Source organism: Pseudomonas sp. AO-1 (assembly GCF_019775695.1).
Taxonomy (GTDB): Bacteria; Pseudomonadota; Gammaproteobacteria; order Pseudomonadales; family Pseudomonadaceae; genus Aquipseudomonas; species Aquipseudomonas parakoreensis.
On record NZ_CP079947.1, the window covers coordinates 6206170 to 6224846 of the forward strand.

Sequence of the window (18677 nt, forward strand, 5' to 3'; positions counted from 1 at the left end):
TATTGGAAGTTGATCAGACGCCCAGGTAATCGAGGATCCCTTCAGCCGCATTGCGGCCTTCGAAGATCGCCGTCACCACCAGGTCGGAACCGCGCACCATGTCGCCACCGGCGAAGATTTTCGGGTTGCTGGTCTGGTGCTTGTACTGACCTTGCTCAGGCGCGACGACGCGGCCCTGGCTGTCGGTCTGGATTTCGAACTGTTCGAACCACGGTGCCGGGCTCGGGCGGAAACCGAACGCGATGACCACGGCGTCGGCCGGGATGATCTCTTCGGAGCCCGGGATCGGCTCGGGGCTGCGACGGCCACGGGCGTCCGGCTCACCGAGACGGGTCTCGACCACTTTCACGCCTTCGACCCTGTCTTCGCCGACGATCGCGATCGGCTGGCGGTTGTAGAGGAATTTCACGCCTTCTTCCTTGGCGTTCTTCACCTCTTTGCGCGAGCCGGGCATGTTCGCTTCGTCACGACGATAAGCGCAGGTCACCGACTTGGCGCCCTGGCGGATCGAGGTGCGGTTGCAGTCCATCGCCGTGTCGCCACCACCGAGCACCACAACCTTCTTGCCTTTCATGTCGACGAAATCTTCCGGCGACTTTTCAAAGCCCAGGTTGCGGTTGACGTTGGCGATCAGGAAATCCAGCGCGTCGTAGACGCCCGGCAGATCCTCACCGGCAAAACCGCCCTTCATGTAGGTGTAGGTGCCCATGCCCATGAATACCGCATCGTATTCGGCAAGCAGTTGCTCCATGGTCACGTCCTTGCCGACCTCGGTGTTGAGGCGGAATTCGATGCCCATCCCGGTGAAGACTTCGCGGCGATTGCTCAGCACGGTCTTCTCAAGCTTGAACTCGGGAATGCCGAAGGTCAGCAGACCGCCGATTTCCGGGTTCTTGTCGAACACCACCGGGGTCACGCCGCCACGTACCAGCACGTCGGCACAGCCCAGACCCGCCGGGCCTGCACCGATGATCGCGACACGTTTGCCGGTCGGTTTGACCTTGGACATGTCCGGGCGCCAGCCCATGGCGAATGCGGTGTCGGTGATGTACTTCTCGACCGAACCGATGGTCACCGCGCCGAAACCGTCGTTGAGGGTGCAGGCACCCTCGCACAAACGATCCTGCGGGCAGACCCGGCCGCAGACTTCCGGCAGGGTGTTGGTCTGGTGCGACAGCTCGGCGGCCTGGAGGATGTTGCCCTCGGCCACCAGCTTCAGCCAGTTGGGAATGAAGTTGTGCACCGGGCACTTCCATTCGCAATACGGGTTGCCGCAACCCAGGCAGCGGTGGGCCTGGTCGGCCGACTGCTGGGGTTTGAACGGTTCGTAGATCTCGACGAACTCTTTCTTGCGTTGACGCAACAGTTTCTTCTTCGGATCCTTGCGCCCGACATCGATGAACTGGAAGTCGTTATTCAGACGTTCAGCCATTGTTAAAACCTCATCAAACTCTTCAGGCGCATATCACTGCGGGTTGGCACGAGTGCTGGAAAGCAACGATTTCAGGTTGGCAGCCTTAGGCTTGACCAGCCAGAAACGACGCAGGTAGTCATCAAGGTTCTCGGCGAGTTCACGACCCCACTCGCTCTCGGTTTCCTTGACGTACTCGTTCAGCACGTTCTGCAGGTGGCTGCGGTAGGCTTCCATCGCCTCGCCGCTGATCCGCTGGATTTCCACCAGTTCGTGGTTGACCCGGTCAACGAAGGTGTTGTCCTGATCGAGCACGTAGGCGAAACCACCGGTCATGCCAGAGCCGAAGTTGTAACCGGTCTTGCCCAGGACGCAGACGAAACCACCGGTCATGTACTCGCAGCAGTGATCGCCAGTGCCTTCCACAACGGTGTGGGCACCGGAGTTACGCACAGCGAAACGCTCGCCCGCAGTACCAGCGGCGAACAGCTTGCCGCCGGTGGCGCCGTACAGGCAGGTGTTGCCGATGATGGCGCTGTTCTGAGTCTGATAGACGCTGCCCTTCGGCGGCACGATGACCAGTTTGCCGCCGGTCATGCCTTTGCCGACGTAGTCGTTGGCGTCGCCTTCCAGGTACATGTTCAGACCGCCGGCGTTCCACACGCCGAAGCTCTGACCGGCCGTGCCTTTGAAGCGGAAGGTGATCGGCGCATTGGCCATGCCCTGATTGCCGTGCTTGCGCGCGATTTCGCCGGAGATCCGCGCACCGATCGAACGGTCGCAGTTGCAGATATCCAGATCGAACTCGGCGCCGCTGAGGTCATTGATCGCCGACGTCGCCATGTCGACCATTTTCTCGGCCAGCAGGCCCTGGTCGAACGGCGGGTTGCGCTCAACGCCGCAGAATTGCGGTTTGTCCGCCGGGATGTGATCGCTGCCCAGCAGGGGGGTCAGGTCCAGGTGATGTTGCTTGGCGGTCTGGCCTTCGAGGACTTCCAGCAGATCGGTGCGGCCGATCAGCTCCTCGAGGGAACGCACACCCAGTTTGGCCAGCCACTCACGGGTTTCTTCGGCGACGTAGGTGAAGAAATTCACCACCATGTCGACGGTGCCGATGTAGTGATCCTTGCGCAGCTTCTCGTTCTGGGTCGCGACGCCGGTGGCGCAGTTGTTCAGGTGGCAGATACGCAGGTATTTGCAGCCCAGGGCGATCATCGGCGCAGTACCGAAGCCGAAGCTTTCGGCGCCGAGGATCGCGGCCTTGATCACGTCGAGGCCGGTTTTCAGGCCACCGTCGGTCTGCACCCGGACTTTGCCGCGCAGGTCGTTGCCGCGCAGGGTCTGGTGGGTTTCGGCCAGGCCGAGTTCCCACGGAGCGCCCGCGTATTTGATCGAGGTCAGCGGCGAAGCACCGGTACCACCGTCGTAGCCGGAGATGGTGATCAAGTCCGCGTAGGCCTTGGCCACACCGGCGGCGATGGTGCCGACGCCTGCTTCCGCGACCAGTTTCACCGACACCAGTGCCTTCGGGTTGACCTGTTTCAGGTCGAAGATCAGCTGCGACAAGTCTTCGATCGAGTAGATGTCGTGGTGCGGCGGTGGCGAAATCAGGGTCACGCCCGGCACTGCGTAACGCAGTTTGGCGATCAGCCCGTTGACCTTACCGCCCGGCAGTTGCCCGCCCTCGCCCGGTTTGGCGCCCTGAGCGACCTTGATCTGCAGCACTTCGGCGTTGACCAGGTATTCCGGGGTCACCCCGAAACGGCCGGTCGCGACCTGCTTGATTTTCGAACTCTTGATGGTGCCGTAACGTGCTGGGTCCTCACCGCCTTCGCCGGAGTTGGAACGCGCACCGAGGCGGTTCATGGCTTCGGCCAGGGCTTCGTGAGCTTCCGGCGACAGGGCGCCCAGCGAGATACCGGCGGAGTCGAAGCGCTTGAGCACCGATTCCAGCGGCTCGACTTCACTGATGTCCAGCGGCTTGTCGAGGGTCTTGACCTTGAACAGGTCACGGATCATCGACACCGGACGGTTGTCCACCAGCGAGGTGTATTCCTTGAACTTGGCGTAGTCGCCCTGCTGCACGGCGGCTTGCAGGGTGTTGACCACGTCCGGGTTGTACGCGTGGTATTCGCCACCGTGGACGAACTTCAGCAGACCGCCCTGCTGGATCGGCTTGCGCGGACTCCAGGCTTCGGTGGCCAGTGCTTTCTGCTCGGCTTCGATGTCGACGAAACGCGCACCCTTGATGCGGCTCGGCACGCCACGGAAGCTCAGCTCGCACACCTCTTCGGACAGGCCGATGGCTTCGAACAGCTGTGCACCGCGATAGGACGCGATGGTCGAGATGCCCATCTTCGACAGGATCTTCAACAGACCTTTGGTGATGCCTTTGCGGTAATTCTTGAATACCTCGTAGAGGTCGCCCAGCACTTCACCGGTACGGATCAGGTCGCCCAGCACTTCGTAGGCCAGGAACGGATAGACCGCCGAGGCGCCGAAACCGATCAGCACCGCAAAGTGGTGCGGATCGCGTGCGGTCGCGGTTTCCACGAGGATGTTGGAATCGCAGCGCAGGCCTTTTTCGGTCAGGCGGTGGTGCACCGCGCCGGTGGCCAGCGAAGCGTGGATCGGCAGCTTGCCCGGGGCGATATGGCGGTCACTCAGGACGATCTGGGTACGCCCGGCACGCACGGCTTCTTCAGCCTGATCGGCAACGTTGCGGATCGCCGCTTCCAGACCAACGCTTTCTTCGTAGTTGAGGTCGATGATCTGCCGCTCGAAACCCGGGCGGTCGAGGTTCATCAGCGAGCGCCACTTGGCCGGCGAGATCACTGGCGAGCTGAGGATCACGCGCGAGGCGTGCTCCGGCGATTCCTGGAAGATGTTGCGCTCGGCACCGAGGCAGATTTCCAGCGACATCACGATCGCTTCACGCAGCGGGTCGATCGGCGGGTTGGTCACCTGCGCGAACTGCTGGCGGAAATAGTCATATGGCGTGCGCACGCGCTGCGACAGCACGGCCATCGGCGTGTCGTCGCCCATCGAACCCACGGCTTCGTAGCCTTGTTCGCCAAGCGGACGCAGTACCTGATCGCGCTCTTCAAACGTGACCTGATACATCTTCATATATTGCTTGAGCTGATCGACGTCGTAGAACGCCGAACCGTGGTCGTTGTCTTCCATGGTCGCCTGGATGCGCAGGGCGTTCTTGCGCAGCCATTGCTTGTACGGATGACGGGACTTCAGACGGTTGTCGATCGCGTCGGTGTCAAGGATCTGCCCGGTTTCGGTGTCCACGGCGAGGATCTGCCCCGGACCGACACGGCCCTTGGCGATCACGTCTTGCGGCTGGTAGTTCCAGACGCCGATTTCCGACGCAACGGTGATGAAGCCGTTGGTGGTGGTGACCCAGCGTGCCGGACGCAGACCGTTACGGTCGAGCAGGCACACCGCGTAACGACCATCGGTCATCACCACGCCGGCCGGGCCATCCCACGGTTCCATGTGCATCGAGTTGTACTCGTAGAACGCACGCAGATCCGGGTCCATGGTTTCAACGTTCTGCCACGCTGGCGGAATGATCATCCGCACGCCACGGAACAGGTCGATGCCACCGGTAACCATCAGTTCGAGCATGTTGTCCATGCTCGAGGAGTCGGAACCGACACGGTTGACCAGCGGGCCGAGTTCTTCCAGATCCATCAGATCGTTGGTGAACTTGGTCCGACGGGCCTGCGCCCAGTTACGGTTACCGGTAATGGTGTTGATCTCGCCGTTGTGCGCGAGGAAGCGGAATGGCTGGGCCAGCGGCCATTTCGGCAGGGTGTTGGTGGAAAAGCGCTGGTGAAACACGCAGATTGCGGTTTGCAGGCGCTGATCGCCGAGGTCCGGATAGAACGCGGCCAGGTCGGCCGGCATCATCAGGCCTTTATAGATAATGGTCTTGTGCGAAAAGCTGCAGATGTAGTGGTCGGTGTCGGCGGCGTTGGCCACCGACGAGCGACGACGGGCGCTGAACAGCTTGACCGCCATGTCCTGATCGCTCAGGCCTTCACCGCCGATGTACACCTGCTCGATTTGCGGCAGACGCTCAAGGGCCAGACGGCCGAGGACGCTGGTGTCGATCGGCACTTTGCGCCAGCCGATCAGTTGCAGGCCTTCAGCGAGGATCTCGCGGTTCATGTTCTCGCGAGCGGCTTCGGCCTTGGCCGGGTCCTGGTTGAAGAAGACCATGCCCACGGCATATTGCTTGGGCAGCTCGACGCTGAAGTTTTCCTGGGCCATCGCCCGCAGGAAGGCATCGGGCTTTTGAATCAGCAGACCGCAACCGTCACCGGTCTTGCCGTCGGCATTAATCCCACCGCGGTGGGTCATGCAGGTCAGGGCCTCGATGGCCGTTTGCAAAAGGGTATGACTGGGCTCGCCCTGCATATGGGCTATCAGGCCGAAACCGCAGTTATCCTTGAATTCATCTGGTTGGTACAGACCTGCTTTCATAGACACTTTCTCACCAGGCTGCCTCTTTACGAGGCAAATTTCTTTTCAATTCAACCACTTGCTTGCCGCGCCGAACGTACGCCGGCTTTGCGGGGGCAAAAGGGTGGTCATTGTACACAGCGACACAGACGCTCACAAATTTGACGACGAAATGTCGCAAATTCATGTCGCATTTGTGAAAGGTTTAAAGCGATCTGCTGTGCTAGTCAAAACTTTTTTAATTCTGACTGCAACGACTCAAAGACTACTGTGACGCAGACACCACAAGGCACGCGGTCTGTAGAGACGGCGCGCACTTGTAGAAATTTTGAGGTGCTTGGAGAGGCGGCCTGGGTAAGGCCGCCGAATCTTCAGCGAGTTGTTGCCAGTTCCTGTTGGACGCTGGCGACAGTGCGAGGCCAAGGTTTACCAGCCTGAACCTTCGCTGGCAAGGCCTTGATGGCAGAAACGGCTGCATCACGATTGGCGAAGTTGCCGTAGGTGATCACGTAGAGCGGCTTGCCGTTGAGGACTTTCTTGAAATAACGGTACTCGCCGCCCTGCTCCTTGACGAAGTTTTGCGCGGTCGCTTCCGAGCTGGTGCCGAGGATCTGCACCACATAGTTGCTGGTCGGCTGACCGGCGTACCAGCTGCCACCGGCAGCCTTGGCCACGGTAACCGGCTTCTCGGCCGGTTTGGCGGCAGCAACAGGCTTGGCCGGCGCCGGGGCCGGTTTGGCCGCTGGCGCTGCCGGAGCAGGCTTGGCGGTGGCGACCTGAGTCGGTGCCGGGGTCGGCTTGGCCGCCGGAACAGGCACTGGCGTCGGCGCTGGACCGGCCGGAACACCTGCCGGTGGCGCGGAAGTCGTTACGGTTGGCGGCGTCGCGCTGGAACCTTCAACCGGCACGCCATCGTCACCTTCGGTGATGCCGCCCGCGGCCTCAGCCAATGGGCCGCGCATCACCGGCTGCGAGTTGCCGACCAGCGGCAGCGGCATCGGCTGGGTATTGCCGGCGAACTCGACGTTCGGCGCGCCACCCTTGGCGCCTTGGCCCAACGGCAGTTGTGCCTGTTCGTTGGCAGGTGCGCCGGTGGTTGGTGCCTTGTTGCGACCCGGCATCAGCCAGGCGGCGGCGACCGCGACCACAACGACGGCGGAAATCGCCAATACGTGTTTCTTCGGCATGTTGAACCCCATACTTGGACGCTTGACCGCAGAGCGGCTGGCAATCATGACTTCGATCAGTGCATCGCGAGCGACCTGGTTGATGTTGCCAGGCCAACCCTCCGAGCTTTCGTGAATCTCAGAGATCTGATCCGCGGTAAAAAGTTCGACACCCCGGCCCGCACCTTCGAGCCGTTGGTCGAGATATTCGCGGGTCTCTTCTTCGGTGTACGGCTGCAATTCGATGACGTGGAAGCGCTCTTCCTCAAGGTGCAAGGCCTCGAGCTGCGCGATCAGCGACGACTCACCGAACAGGAACACGTGCGGGCGACCTTCCGGTGCACCGGCACCCAGCGCCATCAGCGCTTCGAGCGCGGATTCGTCGAGCTGCTCGGCGTCATCCACCAGCAGATAGACTTCCTGACCAGTGAGCGCCAGTTGTACCACCTGCGCCAGAATCGCGCCGACCTCGGCCTGCCCAACATCCAGCGCCTGAGCAACCTGACGCAGCACCCCGGCGGCATCGCCCGCTCCACGGGCCGAAACCACAACGCTTTGCACCGATTGCTTGTTGGTGCTGGCTACCAGCGCCTGGCGCAGCAGAGTCTTGCCGCTGCCTTGCGGGCCAGTGACCACCAGCAGCAACTGGCTGTAACGCGCCAGATGGTGCAGTTGCCCCAGCACCGGCTTGCGCTGGGCCGGGAAGAATTTGAAGCCCGGCACCCGCGGCGCGAAAGGGTCGTGACTTAACTGGAAATGGCCGAGGAACGCCTCGTCGGCATGCAAACTAGTCATCGGAATCTTATTAACCTTTAAGCTGAGCCAGAGCGCGGTAATCCGCTCCCAGCGTGGCCTGTAAAACCTCTTTCGGATAATCGGCGGTCACCACCGCTTCGCCCATCCGGCGCAGCAGCACCAGGCGCAGACGACCGTCGATCACTTTTTTATCAATTGCCATGTGTTCGAGAAAATCGGCTTCGGTCATTTCTTCCGGCGGGATCACCGGCAGACCGGCACGCTGGAACAGACGAATGCCGCGGTCACGTTCCTGCTCGCTGATCCAGCCCAGGCGCGCGGACATGTCCAGCGCCATCACGGTGCCAGCGGCGACCGCCTCACCATGCAACCAGACACCATAGCCCATGTGGGTCTCGATGGCGTGGCCGAAGGTGTGGCCGAGGTTGAGCGTGGCACGCACGCCGGTTTCCTTCTCATCGGCACCGACCACCGCAGCCTTGGCCGCGCAGGAACGCTCGATGGCGTAGGTCAGGGCCTTCTGATCCAGTGCGCGCAGGGCATCGATGTTTTCTTCAAGCCAGCTCAGGAACGGCTCGTCGCAGATCAGCCCGTACTTGATGACTTCGGCCAGACCGGCCGACAGCTCACGCGCCGGCAGGGTTTTCAGCGATGCGGTATCGATCAGCACGACGTTCGGCTGATAGAACGCGCCAACCATGTTCTTGCCCAAAGGATGGTTGATACCGGTCTTGCCGCCCACCGACGAATCGACCTGGGACAACAGCGTGGTAGGAATCTGGATGAAATCGACGCCGCGCTGATAGCAAGCGGCGGCAAAACCGGCCATGTCACCGATGACCCCGCCGCCGAGGGCGATGATCGTGGTGCGACGGTCGTGACGGGCGGTCAGCAGGCCGTCGAAGATCAGTTGCAGGGTTTCCCAGTTCTTGAAGGCTTCGCCGTCCGGCAACACCACGGAAATCACCGAGAACGGCGCAAGACTGCGGGTCAGACGTTCGAGATAGAGCGGCGCAACGGTCTCGTTGGAGATGATTGCCACCTGCCGCCCGTGGATATGCGGCGCCAGCAACTCGGGCTGATCCAACAAACCTTCGCCAATATGAATCGGGTAGCTGCGCTCGCCTAGATCGACCTTGAGTGTCTGCATGTGTCCCCACAGTGAAGATGGAAGCAGGCGTCCTGCCTTGAATTATTGGATGTCCGCGACCTTTAGCTGATGTGACGCCGCTCGCACGCCATCCGCCACAACCTCGACGGCGGTGACCGGACGCCGAGGATAGCGCATTTCCGGCGGCGCTTTAACGGGGTGGAAGCTGTGCCAGACGGTCGAGAATGTCGAGCACCACCATGCGCGGTGGCCGTTCGTCGGTTTCCACCACCAGATCGGCGATCTCTCGATAGAGCGGATCGCGGATCTCCAGCAAGTCACGCAGGGTTTTCGCTGGATCGGCGGTGCGCAGCAAAGGACGATTGCGATCGCGCGACGTACGCCCGACCTGCTGCTCGACGGAGGCGTGCAGATACACCACCCGTCCGCCCGCGTGCAGGGCCTTGCGGTTGGCATCGCGCATCACCGCGCCGCCGCCGGTCGCCAGCACCACACCGTCGAACGCGCACAGCTCGGCGATCATCGCCTGCTCACGGTCACGAAAGCCGGGCTCGCCTTCCTTGTCGAAGATCCACGGGATATTGGCGCCCGTGCGCAGTTCAATTTCCTTGTCGGAATCTTTGAACGGCAGGCGCAGCTCTTTGGCCAGCAACCGGCCGATGGTGCTTTTTCCAGCGCCCATCGGTCCTACAAGAATCAAATTTCGCACAGAATCAACGACTCACAGCAATCGCCTGGTTATTCATGATACGCGGAGTGAGAAATACCAGCAGCTCGGATTTTTTCTCCGAAACCACATCACGCCGGAAAAGGCGGCCAAGATACGGCACATCGCCAAGAAATGGCACCTTATCTACGACCTTGCTTTGAGTATTTGAGAAAACGCCCCCAATCACGATGGTCTCGCCGTCGTTTACCAGCACTTTGGCGTTGACTTCGTTTTTCTTGATCGGCGGCACATCCTGCACCTTGTTCAGGTAGTCCGGCTCGTCCTTGGTGACCTTGACCTCCATGATGATGCGGTTGTCGGGGGTGATCTGCGGCGTCACTTCCAGCGACAGCGAAGCCTCTTTGAACGACACCGACGTCGCACCGCTGGAGCTGGCTTCCTGGTACGGAATCTCGGTGCCTTTGAGGATTTTCGCGGTCTCCTTGTCGGAGGTAACCACTTTCGGCTGGGAGACGATTTCACCATTGCCGGTCTTTTCCATGGCGGTCAGCTCAAGATCGAGCAGCACATTGTCGGTGATGAAGGCGATGCCGATCCCGGATGTGTTACCGACCGTGCCCATATCGACGAACGGCGAGTTGGTGCTGGTACTGCCCGGCGTGCCGATGGTGGTCGACGAGCCATTGCTGACCCCGGAGGTGTTCCAGTTGCCCTTGTTCTGGATCGAACCGCCCCAGCGTACGCCCAGGCTCTTGTCATAATCGACGTTGGCTTCGACGATCCGCGCTTCGATCATCACCTGACGCACCGGGATATCCAACTGCGCCACGATCCGCCGCAGTTCGTCGAGGCGATCCTGGGTCTGGTAGGCAATGATGTTGTTGGTCCGTTCATCGACCGTGATCGAGCCGCGTTCATCGATTTTCGCTTCGGCGCTGGTCACCGACTGGAACAGCTTGGCAATGTCCGCCGCTTTGGCGTAGTTCACTTGCAGCAGTTCACGGCGCAGCGGCGCCAGTTCGGCGATCTGTTTTTGCGACTCCAGCTCCTGGCGCTCGCGGGCGGCAATTTCGTCGGCCGGCGCCACCAGCAACACGTTGCCGATCTTGCGCTTGTCCAGACCTTTGGTCTTCAGCACCAGATCCAGCGCCTGATCCCATGGCACGTTTTGCAGACGCAAGGTGATCCCGCCCTGCACCGTATCGCTGGCCACCAGATTGAGGTTGGTGAAATCGGCGATCAGTTGCAGCACCGAGCGCACGTCGATGTCCTGGAAGTTCAGCGAAAGTTTTTCGCCGCTGTAGCTGTTGCGGTCGGCGTTGCGCTTTTGCAGATCATCGACGGTCATCGGACGAATGCTGACGGTCAGCTTGTTGTCGGTCTGGTAGGTGGAATAGTCGAACGTGCCGCTGGGCTCGACGGTGATGACCGCGCGATCGCCGGTGGCGGCGGCATTGACGAACTGCACCGGGGTGGCGAAATCCTTGACGTCGAGACGTACCCGCAGCCTGTCGGGCAACTGGGTGCGGGCAAAGCTGAGAATGATCTTGCCGTCATGCTCCTGGATGTCCGGGGCGATGGTCGGGTCCGACAGGTCGATGACGACGTTGCCCTCCCCCGCAGTGCCGCGCTGGAAGTCGACACCACGAATGGTTTTGGCGACGGGGGTATAAGCCTTCGCCGGCGCTGGAGCCGCGACCGGTCGCGGCGCAACAGCGGCTGGCCGTGGCGCAGCAGGCTTGGCGCCCTGCCCGACCACCACGAACAGATTGTTGCCTTCGACCCGAAAGGTATACGGCGTCAGTTGCGTCAGGTTGATGATCAGACGCGTGCGGTCGCTGGCTTCGACCACTGTCGCACTGCGGGCGTTGCCGCTGCCCAGATCGCGGGTCTTGTTCGTCAGTTGGCTGGCGACACCCGGCAGGTCCAGGGCGATTCGCGCCGGCGATTCGGTGGTGTAGCCCTTGGGTTGCGGTGGCGGGCTATCAAACGCCAGCTTCAACTCGATACGGTCACCCGGTAACGCCGCGACATCCAGCGCCTTGAGACTGGCCGCCTGAACCATCGGTGAAAGCAGCGCTATCCATAGCGAAAAACCGAGGGTGGAGAAAATCCTGTTCATTGTTCGACTTCCACTATGAGTGCTCTTTCAAAGGAATGGTGCGCGGACGTTCCAGCCAGGCGCCTTCGCCGTCGGGCACGATCTCGACCACATCGACCTGAGTGGCGCTGATGGCAACGATGCGCCCATCGTTGCGCCCCAGGTAGTCGCCGACTTTCAACCGATGCACCCCGCCCGCCCCGCGCAGCAGCGCAAAGGAGCCGGAGGCATTGGAGATCGTGCCGACCATTTCAAACTGCTCGATGTTGAAACCTTCGAGGTATTGCTTGACCCGGCTCGGATCGGGTTTGACGTTGCGCGAGCCGCGCTGGTGCCCGGCCAGATCGACTCGCACCTGACGCGAGAACGGGCTGCGCAGGTTGGCCGCGCTGTAGGTGAACGTGGGATAGGAATGAAACGTCGGCGTCGGCTCGATACGGCCGGCCGGCCGCAGACGTACTTCGTTCATGTATGCGTCGAGGTCACTGAACTCGTCACTGCCGCCGCAACCACTGAGGCCGAACAAGAGCACTGACAGGGCGAAAAAACGAAACGGGGTCATTTGTCCAACCCCTTGTCGTTGTAGCGGTAAGTCTTGGCGAGGATGTTCATGCGCAGCTTCGTCCCGCCATCGGGGCTGGCAGGTGCCAGTTCGAAATCGTGCAAGGTGACGATCCGTGGCAACCCGGCAACCCCACTGACGAACGTCGCAAGGTCGTGGTAAGCCCCGGTGACGGTGATCTGGATCGGCAACTCGATGTAGAACGGCTGAGTCACTTCCGGCAGCAGTTTGATCTCTTCGAATTCGAGGCCGCTGCCCAGCCCGGTGCGGGTGATGTCTTCGAGCAATCCCGGGACTTCGGTGTCGCTGGGCAACTGCCGCAGGAGCACGCCAAAAGTGTTTTCCATCTCCTTCATCTGCTGGGTATACAACTCCAGGTTGGCGGCCATGCGCGCCTTGCTGGCGAATTGCTCTTTCAAGGTGTCTTCTTCCTGACGCCTGGCTTCCAGCTGGTTTTCCATGTCGCTGATGAAAAAGTTGTAGCCAAGCGCCAGCACCAGCACCGCCAGGAACACTCCCGCGATGCTTTTCACCGCGGCCGGCCAGGAGCCGATATTGCTGGTGTCCAGATCGTTGAAGTCGATATTGCGCAGACTTTGCAGCCATTCGGACGGTTTCATTTATCGCCCTCCGTCACAGCCGGCTGGGTCTGACGAACGGTCAGTTGAAAGACGTTGGCCTGGTCCACCTGACCGGCAGTCGTCGCTTTCACTTCATTGAGACTCGGCGCGTCGAACCAGTCTGAGGCGTCCAGATTGCGCATCAGCTCCGAAACGCGATTGTTCGACTCCGCCGCGCCGCTGATCGACAGCGTCTTGCCGGCCAGTTTCACGCTGGTGAAATACACCCCGTCCGGCAGCGTGCGCGCCAGTTGGTCGAAGATCCGCCCGCTGATCTGCCGGTTGCCCTGCAAGTCCTGGATGATGCGCATGCGCTCGACCAGTTGCTGGCGCCGCGCCTTGAGTTCGCTGATTTGCTTGATTCGTTCGTCGACCACGGCAATCTGTTTGCCGATGTAGGCATTGCGCTCGGCCTGCCGCTCGATGGCGGTACTGAAGATCTGATCGGCGATAAATACCGCGCCCACAGAACCGACGAAGACCCCGATGAGGATCAGCAGGAAGCGCTTGCGCCGCTCTTCGCGGCGTTCTTCACGCCAGGGGAGAAGGTTGATCCGCGCCATCAGTCGAAACTCCTGAGCGCGAGCCCGCAGGCGATCATCAGGGCCGGCGCGTCACTGGCCAGGGCCCCGGCGTTGACCTTGCTGCTCAAGGCCATGTCGGAAAACGGGTTGGCGACCTGGGTCGGGGTGCCCAGACGCTGCTCGATCAGGCGATCCAGCCCCGGTACCGAGGCTGTGCCGCCGGCCAGCAGAATGTGATCGACCGAATGGTACTGCCCGGAGGCGAAAAAGAACTGCAATGAGCGCGAGACCTGCTGCACCAGGGCATCACGGAATGGCTGCAACACCTCGCTGACATAGTCATCCGGCAGACCGCCCTGCTTTTTCGCCAGCCCGGCCTGCTCGACGGTCAGACCGTAGCGGCGCTGGATTTCCTCGGTCAGTTGCCGGCCACCGAACAGTTGCTCGCGGGTATAGATGATGCGACCGTTGTGCAGGACGCTGAGGGTGGTCATGGTGGCGCCGATGTCCACCACGGCGACAGTCAGGCGCTCCTGCGAAGCGGCCAATTGAGTGGCGAGCAGGCCGAACGAGCGCTCCAGCGCGTAGGCCTCGACATCGACCACGCGCGCAGTCAGCCCGGCCAGCGCCAGCGCTGCCTCGCGAACTTCGACATTCTCCTTGCGACAGGCGGCCAGCAGCACGTTGACCCGCTCCGGGTTGCGTGGCGACACACCCTGGACCTCGAAATCGATGGCGACCTCGTCCAGCGGATAGGGGATGTATTGATCGGCCTCGATCTTGAGCTGGTTTTCCAGTTCGTCATCGGTCAGCCCGGCATCCATCTCGATGATCTTGGTAATCACCGCTGAACCGGCCACCGCCACCGCCACGCTTTTGAGCCCGGTGCGCGCCTTGACCAGTACACGGGACAAGGCATTGCCCACGCCTTCAAGCTCGGCGATGTTCTTTTCGACTACCGCGTTGGGCGGCAGCGGCTCCACCGCGTAGGCCTCGACACGGTAGCGGTCGCCCTGACGGCTGAGTTCCAGCAGCTTCACCGAAGTGGAGCTGATGTCGATCCCCAGTAACGTATCGGTCTTTTTATTGAAGAGTCCCAGCACTACCAATTCCCTATGACTTTCCGTGAGTTACGGACTCTGTAATACGTCTTGCGTTCCTTCATCACGCCTTGACAGAAGCGCAAATGACGCCCCCAGCAGAAAAGTGCTTATAATGCCCAGCGTTTTTTTCCGCTTTTTACTGCCGGCGCGGGCCGTTCTGTGTGTTACCGGAACCCTGTCGCCACCTTCATTCTTTGCCCTGGATGCTTAAAAGCCTTGATTCGTCTGCTGAAATTTTTCGGTTGGTCCATCGTCGCCGTTTTCTGCGGACTGCTTTTAGGTCTCAGTGGCGCGTTTCTTTACCTTAGTCCGGGTTTGCCGTCTGTGGAGGCGCTGAGAAGCATTCAGTTGCAGATTCCGCTGCGGGTCTACAGCAGCGACAACAAGTTGATCGCAGAATTTGGCGAAATGCGCCGTACTCCGATCCGTTTCGCCGACATTCCACCCAATTTCATTAATGCGTTACTAAGTGCTGAAGACGACAATTTCGCCAACCACTATGGCGTCGATCCGAGCAGCCTGATGCGTGCCGCGACCCAACTGGTCAAAAGCGGCCACATCCAGTCCGGCGGCAGCACCATCACCATGCAGGTCGCGAAGAACTTCTTCCTGACCAGCGAACGCAGCTTCTCGCGCAAAACCACTGAGATTCTTCTGGCCCTGCAAATCGAGCGACAGCTGACCAAGGACGAGATCCTTGAGCTGTACGTGAACAAGATTTATCTGGGTAACCGCGCCTATGGCATCGAGGCGGCGGCGCAGGTGTATTACGGCAAGTCGATCCGCGACGTCAGCCTGGCGCAGATGGCGATGATCGCCGGCCTGCCAAAAGCCCCGTCGCGCTTCAACCCGCTGGCCAACCCGGCGCGCAGCAAAGAACGCCGCGACTGGATCCTCGGCCGCATGTACAAGCTTGGAAAAATTTCCGAGGCCGACTACACCGCCGCGATCAACGAGCCGCTGAACGCCAGCTATCACGTACCGACCCCGGAAGTGAACGCACCGTACATCGCCGAAATGGCCCGTGCGGAAATGGTCGGCCGCTATGGCAGCGACGCCTACACAGAAGGTTTCCGCGTCACCACCACCGTGCCGAGCAACCTGCAGGAAATGGCCAACACCGCGTTGCACGAAGGCCTGATGACCTACGACCAGCGTCACGGTTACCGTGGCCCCGAGTCGCGCCTGCCGGGCAAGACCCACGAAGCGTGGGCCACCGAACTGACCAAGCAGCGCACCATCAGCAGCCTGGAGCCGGCCATCGTCACCCAGGTCGACAAGAATGGCTTGCAGGTGCTGACCCGTACCGGCGAAGAGCACGTCGCCTGGGACACCATGAAATGGGCACGCCCGTTCCTCAATACCAACAGCATGGGCGCCGCACCGCGCCAGCCGTCGGACGTGGCGCAGGTCGGCGACCTGATTCGCGTGCAGCGTCAGCCGAACAACTCGCTGAAGTTCAGCCAGATCCCGCAGGCGCAAGGCGCGCTGGTGTCGCTGGATCCGCAGAACGGCGCGATTCGCTCGCTGGTCGGTGGTTTCGCCTTCGAACAGAGCAACTACAACCGCGCCCTGCAGGCCAAGCGTCAGCCGGGGTCGAGCTTCAAGCCGTTCGTCTACAGCGCTGCGCTGGACAGCGGTTACACCGCCGCGACCCTGGTCAACGACGCCCCGATCGTGTTCGTCGACGAGTACCTGGACAAAGTCTGGCGGCCGAAGAATGACACCAACACCTTCCTCGGCCCGATCCGTCTGCGCGAAGCGCTGTACAAGTCGCGTAACCTGGTGTCGATCCGTCTGTTGCAGGCGATGGGTGTCGGCAAAACCATCGACTACATCACCCGCTTCGGTTTCAACAAGCAGGACCTGCCACCGAACCTGTCGCTGGCACTGGGCACCGCGACCCTGACCCCGATGGAGATCGCTACCGGCTGGAGCACTTTCGCCAACGGCGGCTACAAGATCACCCCGTACATCATCGACAAGATCGAAAGCCGCAACGGCGACACGCTGTTCGTCGCCAACCCGCCGACCGTGCCACAGGGCGGCTCGGCGACCGATGGCATCGCAGCGCCGACGCCTCAGCCGATTACCGTCAACACCGCTGCGGTTCCGGGCGAAGCCCCGGGCGCTACGGCTGCGCCACAAGTGCCTGCGGTGGCTGAGCGAATTGTCGATGGCCGCACCACGTACATCCTCAACAGCATGCTGCAGGACGTGATCAAGCTCGGCACCGGTCGCCGTGCGCTGGCCATGGGTCGCAGCGACATCGCGGGCAAGACCGGCACCACCAACGAATCGAAGGATGCATGGTTCTCCGGTTACAACGCCGATTACGTGACCACCGTGTGGACCGGTTTCGACCAGCCAGAGAGCCTCGGTCGCCGCGAGTTCGGTGGCACCGTGGCGCTGCCGATCTGGATGAACTATATGTCGGCCGCGCTCAAGGACAAGCCGCCACACGTGCAGCCTGAGCCGGAAGGCATCCTCAGCCTGCGGGTGGATCCGGTCAGCGGTCGTGCGGCAACGCCAAGCACGCCGGGCGCCTACTTCGAGCTGTTCAAGTCCGAAGACACGCCGCCCTCGGTGAATGAGCTGGGCAACGGTGCCGTACCGGGCAGCCCGCTGCCAGCGGATGAGCAGGCGCCGATCGATCTGTTCTGATCCAGCCCAAGCAAAAAGCCCCGCCTTCGTGAGAAGCGCGGGGCTTTTTTGTGCTTCAAAGCAAGATCAAAAGATCGCAGCCTGCGGCAGCTCCTACAGAATCGGCGCCGATCCGCGAAATCGGCGGCCACCAAGGCCAATTGTAGGAGCTGCCGCGGGCTGCGATCTTTTGATCTGCCAAACAAAAAGCCCCGACTCTCACAAGCCGGGGCTTCTGTTGGAGCGCTACAACGGCTTAGCCGTTGAACACGTCATCCACGCTTTTCAGCGGGTAGTTCTTCGGATACGGCAGGGTCGCCACACCGGTCTCGATCGCGGCTTTCGCCACAGCGTCGGAGATCAGGGTGATCAGGCGCTTGTCCATTGGCTTCGGAATGATGTACTCACGGCCGAATTCCAGCGGCGCACCACCGTAGGCGTCGCACACGTCCTGTGGCACTGGCAGTTTGGCCAGTTCGCGCAGGGCGTTGGCCGCAGCCACTTTCATTTCTTCGTTGATGCGCTTGGCGCGAACGTCCAGGGCACCACGGAAGATGAACGGGAAGCCCAGTACGTTGTTGACCTGGTTCGGGTAGTCGGAACGACCGGTGGCCATGATCACGTCGCTGCGGGTGGCGTGCGCCAGTTCCGGGGAGATTTCCGGATCAGGGTTCGAGCAGGCGAAGACAATCGGGTTGGCCGCCATCGACAGCAGGCCTTCAGCGCTCAGCAGGTTCGGGCCGGACAGACCGACGAACACGTCAGCGCCTTGCAGAGCGTCAGCCAGGCTGCGCTTGTCGGTGGTGTGAGCGAATACCGCCTTGTACTGGTTCAGGTCGTCACGGCCGGAGTGGATCACACCGGTACGGTCAACCATGAAGATGTTTTCGATTTTTGCACCCATGCTCACCAGCAACTTCATGCAGGAGATGGCCGCAGCGCCAGCGCCGAGGCAGACGATCTTGGCTTCCGGCAGGGTTTTGCCGGCGATTTCCAGGGCGTTGATCATGCCGGCTGCGGTCACGATCGCGGTGCCGTGCTGGTCATCGTGGAATACCGGAATGTCGCACTGCTCGATCAGAGCACGTTCGATCTCAAAGCACTCAGGCGCCTTGATGTCTTCCAGGTTGATGCCACCGAAGGTGATGGAGATGCGTTTTACGGTGTCGATGAAGGCCTGCGGGCTTTCGGAGTCGACTTCGATGTCGAACACGTCGATGCCGGCGAAGCGCTTGAACAGTACGCCTTTACCTTCCATTACCGGCTTGGAAGCCAGTGGGCCGAGGTTACCCAGCCCCAGAATCGCGGTGCCATCGGAAATGACTGCAACCAGGTTGCCCTTGCCGGTGTATTTGTAGGCCAGTTCAGGATTGCTGGCGATCTCACGCACTGGTTCAGCTACGCCGGGGCTGTAGGCCAGCGACAGGTCGCGGGCGGTAACAGTGGCCTTGGTGAGCTCGACACTCAGCTTCCCTGGACGAGGATTGGCATGATATTCGAGAGCGGCAGTTTTCAGATCAGACATTTTGGC

General features: G+C 61.1%; 12 protein-coding genes. 1 reads left to right on the forward strand and 11 read right to left on the reverse strand.

Annotated features, from left to right (window positions below):
• Window positions 1–13 precede the first annotated feature (13 nt).
• The 10 genes from KVQ82_RS28290 to KVQ82_RS28335 all read right to left on the reverse strand — a co-directional run bounded on the left by KVQ82_RS28290 (window position 14) and on the right by KVQ82_RS28335 (window position 14503).
• Entirely contained in the window at window positions 14–1432 is a 1419-nt protein-coding gene (locus tag KVQ82_RS28290) for an FAD-dependent oxidoreductase (protein ID WP_169428512.1), read from the reverse strand.
• A gap of 33 nt (window positions 1433–1465) precedes the next feature.
• The gene (gene gltB / locus KVQ82_RS28295) at window positions 1466–5911 is read right to left on the reverse strand and encodes a glutamate synthase large subunit (protein WP_222017099.1); all 4446 of its coding nucleotides are present in this window, start codon (window positions 5909–5911) and stop codon (window positions 1466–1468) included.
• Window positions 5912–6261: 350 nt separating this feature from the next.
• The gene (locus KVQ82_RS28300; protein WP_131670928.1) at window positions 6262–7851 is read right to left on the reverse strand and encodes an AAA family ATPase; all 1590 of its coding nucleotides are present in this window, start codon (window positions 7849–7851) and stop codon (window positions 6262–6264) included.
• Window positions 7852–7861: 10 nt separating this feature from the next.
• Window positions 7862–8962 (reverse strand): 3-dehydroquinate synthase, encoded by a 1101-nt coding sequence (aroB, locus tag KVQ82_RS28305; protein ID WP_041074910.1) that lies wholly within the window; start codon window positions 8960–8962, stop codon window positions 7862–7864.
• A gap of 151 nt (window positions 8963–9113) precedes the next feature.
• A complete protein-coding gene (gene aroK, locus KVQ82_RS28310) occupies window positions 9114–9632 on the reverse strand; it encodes a shikimate kinase AroK (RefSeq protein WP_027611316.1) in 519 nt (172 codons plus the stop codon).
• Between the two features lie 4 nt (window positions 9633–9636).
• On the reverse strand, window positions 9637–11715 hold the full coding sequence (gene pilQ, locus KVQ82_RS28315) for a type IV pilus secretin PilQ (protein WP_222017102.1): 2079 nt from the start codon (window positions 11713–11715) through the stop codon (window positions 9637–9639).
• Between the two features lie 13 nt (window positions 11716–11728).
• Window positions 11729–12256 carry a pilus assembly protein PilP gene (locus KVQ82_RS28320; protein WP_222017104.1) on the reverse strand — a complete coding sequence of 176 codons (528 nt, stop codon included), beginning with the start codon at window positions 12254–12256 and terminating at the stop codon, window positions 11729–11731.
• The gene (gene pilO, locus KVQ82_RS28325; RefSeq protein WP_047290892.1) at window positions 12253–12876 is read right to left on the reverse strand and encodes a type 4a pilus biogenesis protein PilO; all 624 of its coding nucleotides are present in this window, start codon (window positions 12874–12876) and stop codon (window positions 12253–12255) included. Before pilO ends, KVQ82_RS28320 begins: the two co-directional genes overlap by 4 nt.
• On the reverse strand, window positions 12873–13439 hold the full coding sequence (locus KVQ82_RS28330) for a PilN domain-containing protein (RefSeq protein WP_041074918.1): 567 nt from the start codon (window positions 13437–13439) through the stop codon (window positions 12873–12875). The genes pilO and KVQ82_RS28330 overlap by 4 nt, the downstream gene beginning before the upstream one ends.
• Window positions 13439–14503, reverse strand: coding sequence for a pilus assembly protein PilM (locus tag KVQ82_RS28335; protein ID WP_041074920.1), 1065 nt, complete (start codon window positions 14501–14503; stop codon window positions 13439–13441). Before KVQ82_RS28335 ends, KVQ82_RS28330 begins: the two co-directional genes overlap by 1 nt.
• A gap of 216 nt (window positions 14504–14719) precedes the next feature.
• Between KVQ82_RS28335 and KVQ82_RS28340 the strand changes: the two genes are divergently transcribed.
• A complete protein-coding gene (locus KVQ82_RS28340) occupies window positions 14720–17167 on the forward strand; it encodes a penicillin-binding protein 1A (protein ID WP_041074922.1) in 2448 nt (815 codons plus the stop codon).
• Window positions 17168–17402: 235 nt separating this feature from the next.
• Here KVQ82_RS28340 and KVQ82_RS28345 read toward each other — a convergent pair whose 3' ends face one another.
• A complete protein-coding gene (locus tag KVQ82_RS28345; protein ID WP_222017105.1) occupies window positions 17403–18671 on the reverse strand; it encodes a malic enzyme-like NAD(P)-binding protein in 1269 nt (422 codons plus the stop codon).
• Between the last annotated feature and the right edge of the window lie 6 nt (window positions 18672–18677).

Coding starts and splice junctions, on each gene's coding strand:
- KVQ82_RS28290 (WP_169428512.1), bottom strand. CDS start 1,432: ATGGCTGAACGTCTGAATAACGACTTCCAGTTCATCGATGTCGGGCGC.
- gltB (WP_222017099.1), bottom strand. CDS start 5,911: ATGAAAGCAGGTCTGTACCAACCAGATGAATTCAAGGATAACTGCGGT.
- KVQ82_RS28300 (WP_131670928.1), bottom strand. CDS start 7,851: ATGACTAGTTTGCATGCCGACGAGGCGTTCCTCGGCCATTTCCAGTTA.
- aroB (WP_041074910.1), bottom strand. CDS start 8,962: ATGCAGACACTCAAGGTCGATCTAGGCGAGCGCAGCTACCCGATTCAT.
- pilQ (WP_222017102.1), bottom strand. CDS start 11,715: ATGAACAGGATTTTCTCCACCCTCGGTTTTTCGCTATGGATAGCGCTG.
- KVQ82_RS28320 (WP_222017104.1), bottom strand. CDS start 12,256: ATGACCCCGTTTCGTTTTTTCGCCCTGTCAGTGCTCTTGTTCGGCCTC.
- pilO (WP_047290892.1), bottom strand. CDS start 12,876: ATGAAACCGTCCGAATGGCTGCAAAGTCTGCGCAATATCGACTTCAAC.
- KVQ82_RS28330 (WP_041074918.1), bottom strand. CDS start 13,439: ATGGCGCGGATCAACCTTCTCCCCTGGCGTGAAGAACGCCGCGAAGAG.
- KVQ82_RS28345 (WP_222017105.1), bottom strand. CDS start 18,671: ATGTCTGATCTGAAAACTGCCGCTCTCGAATATCATGCCAATCCTCGT.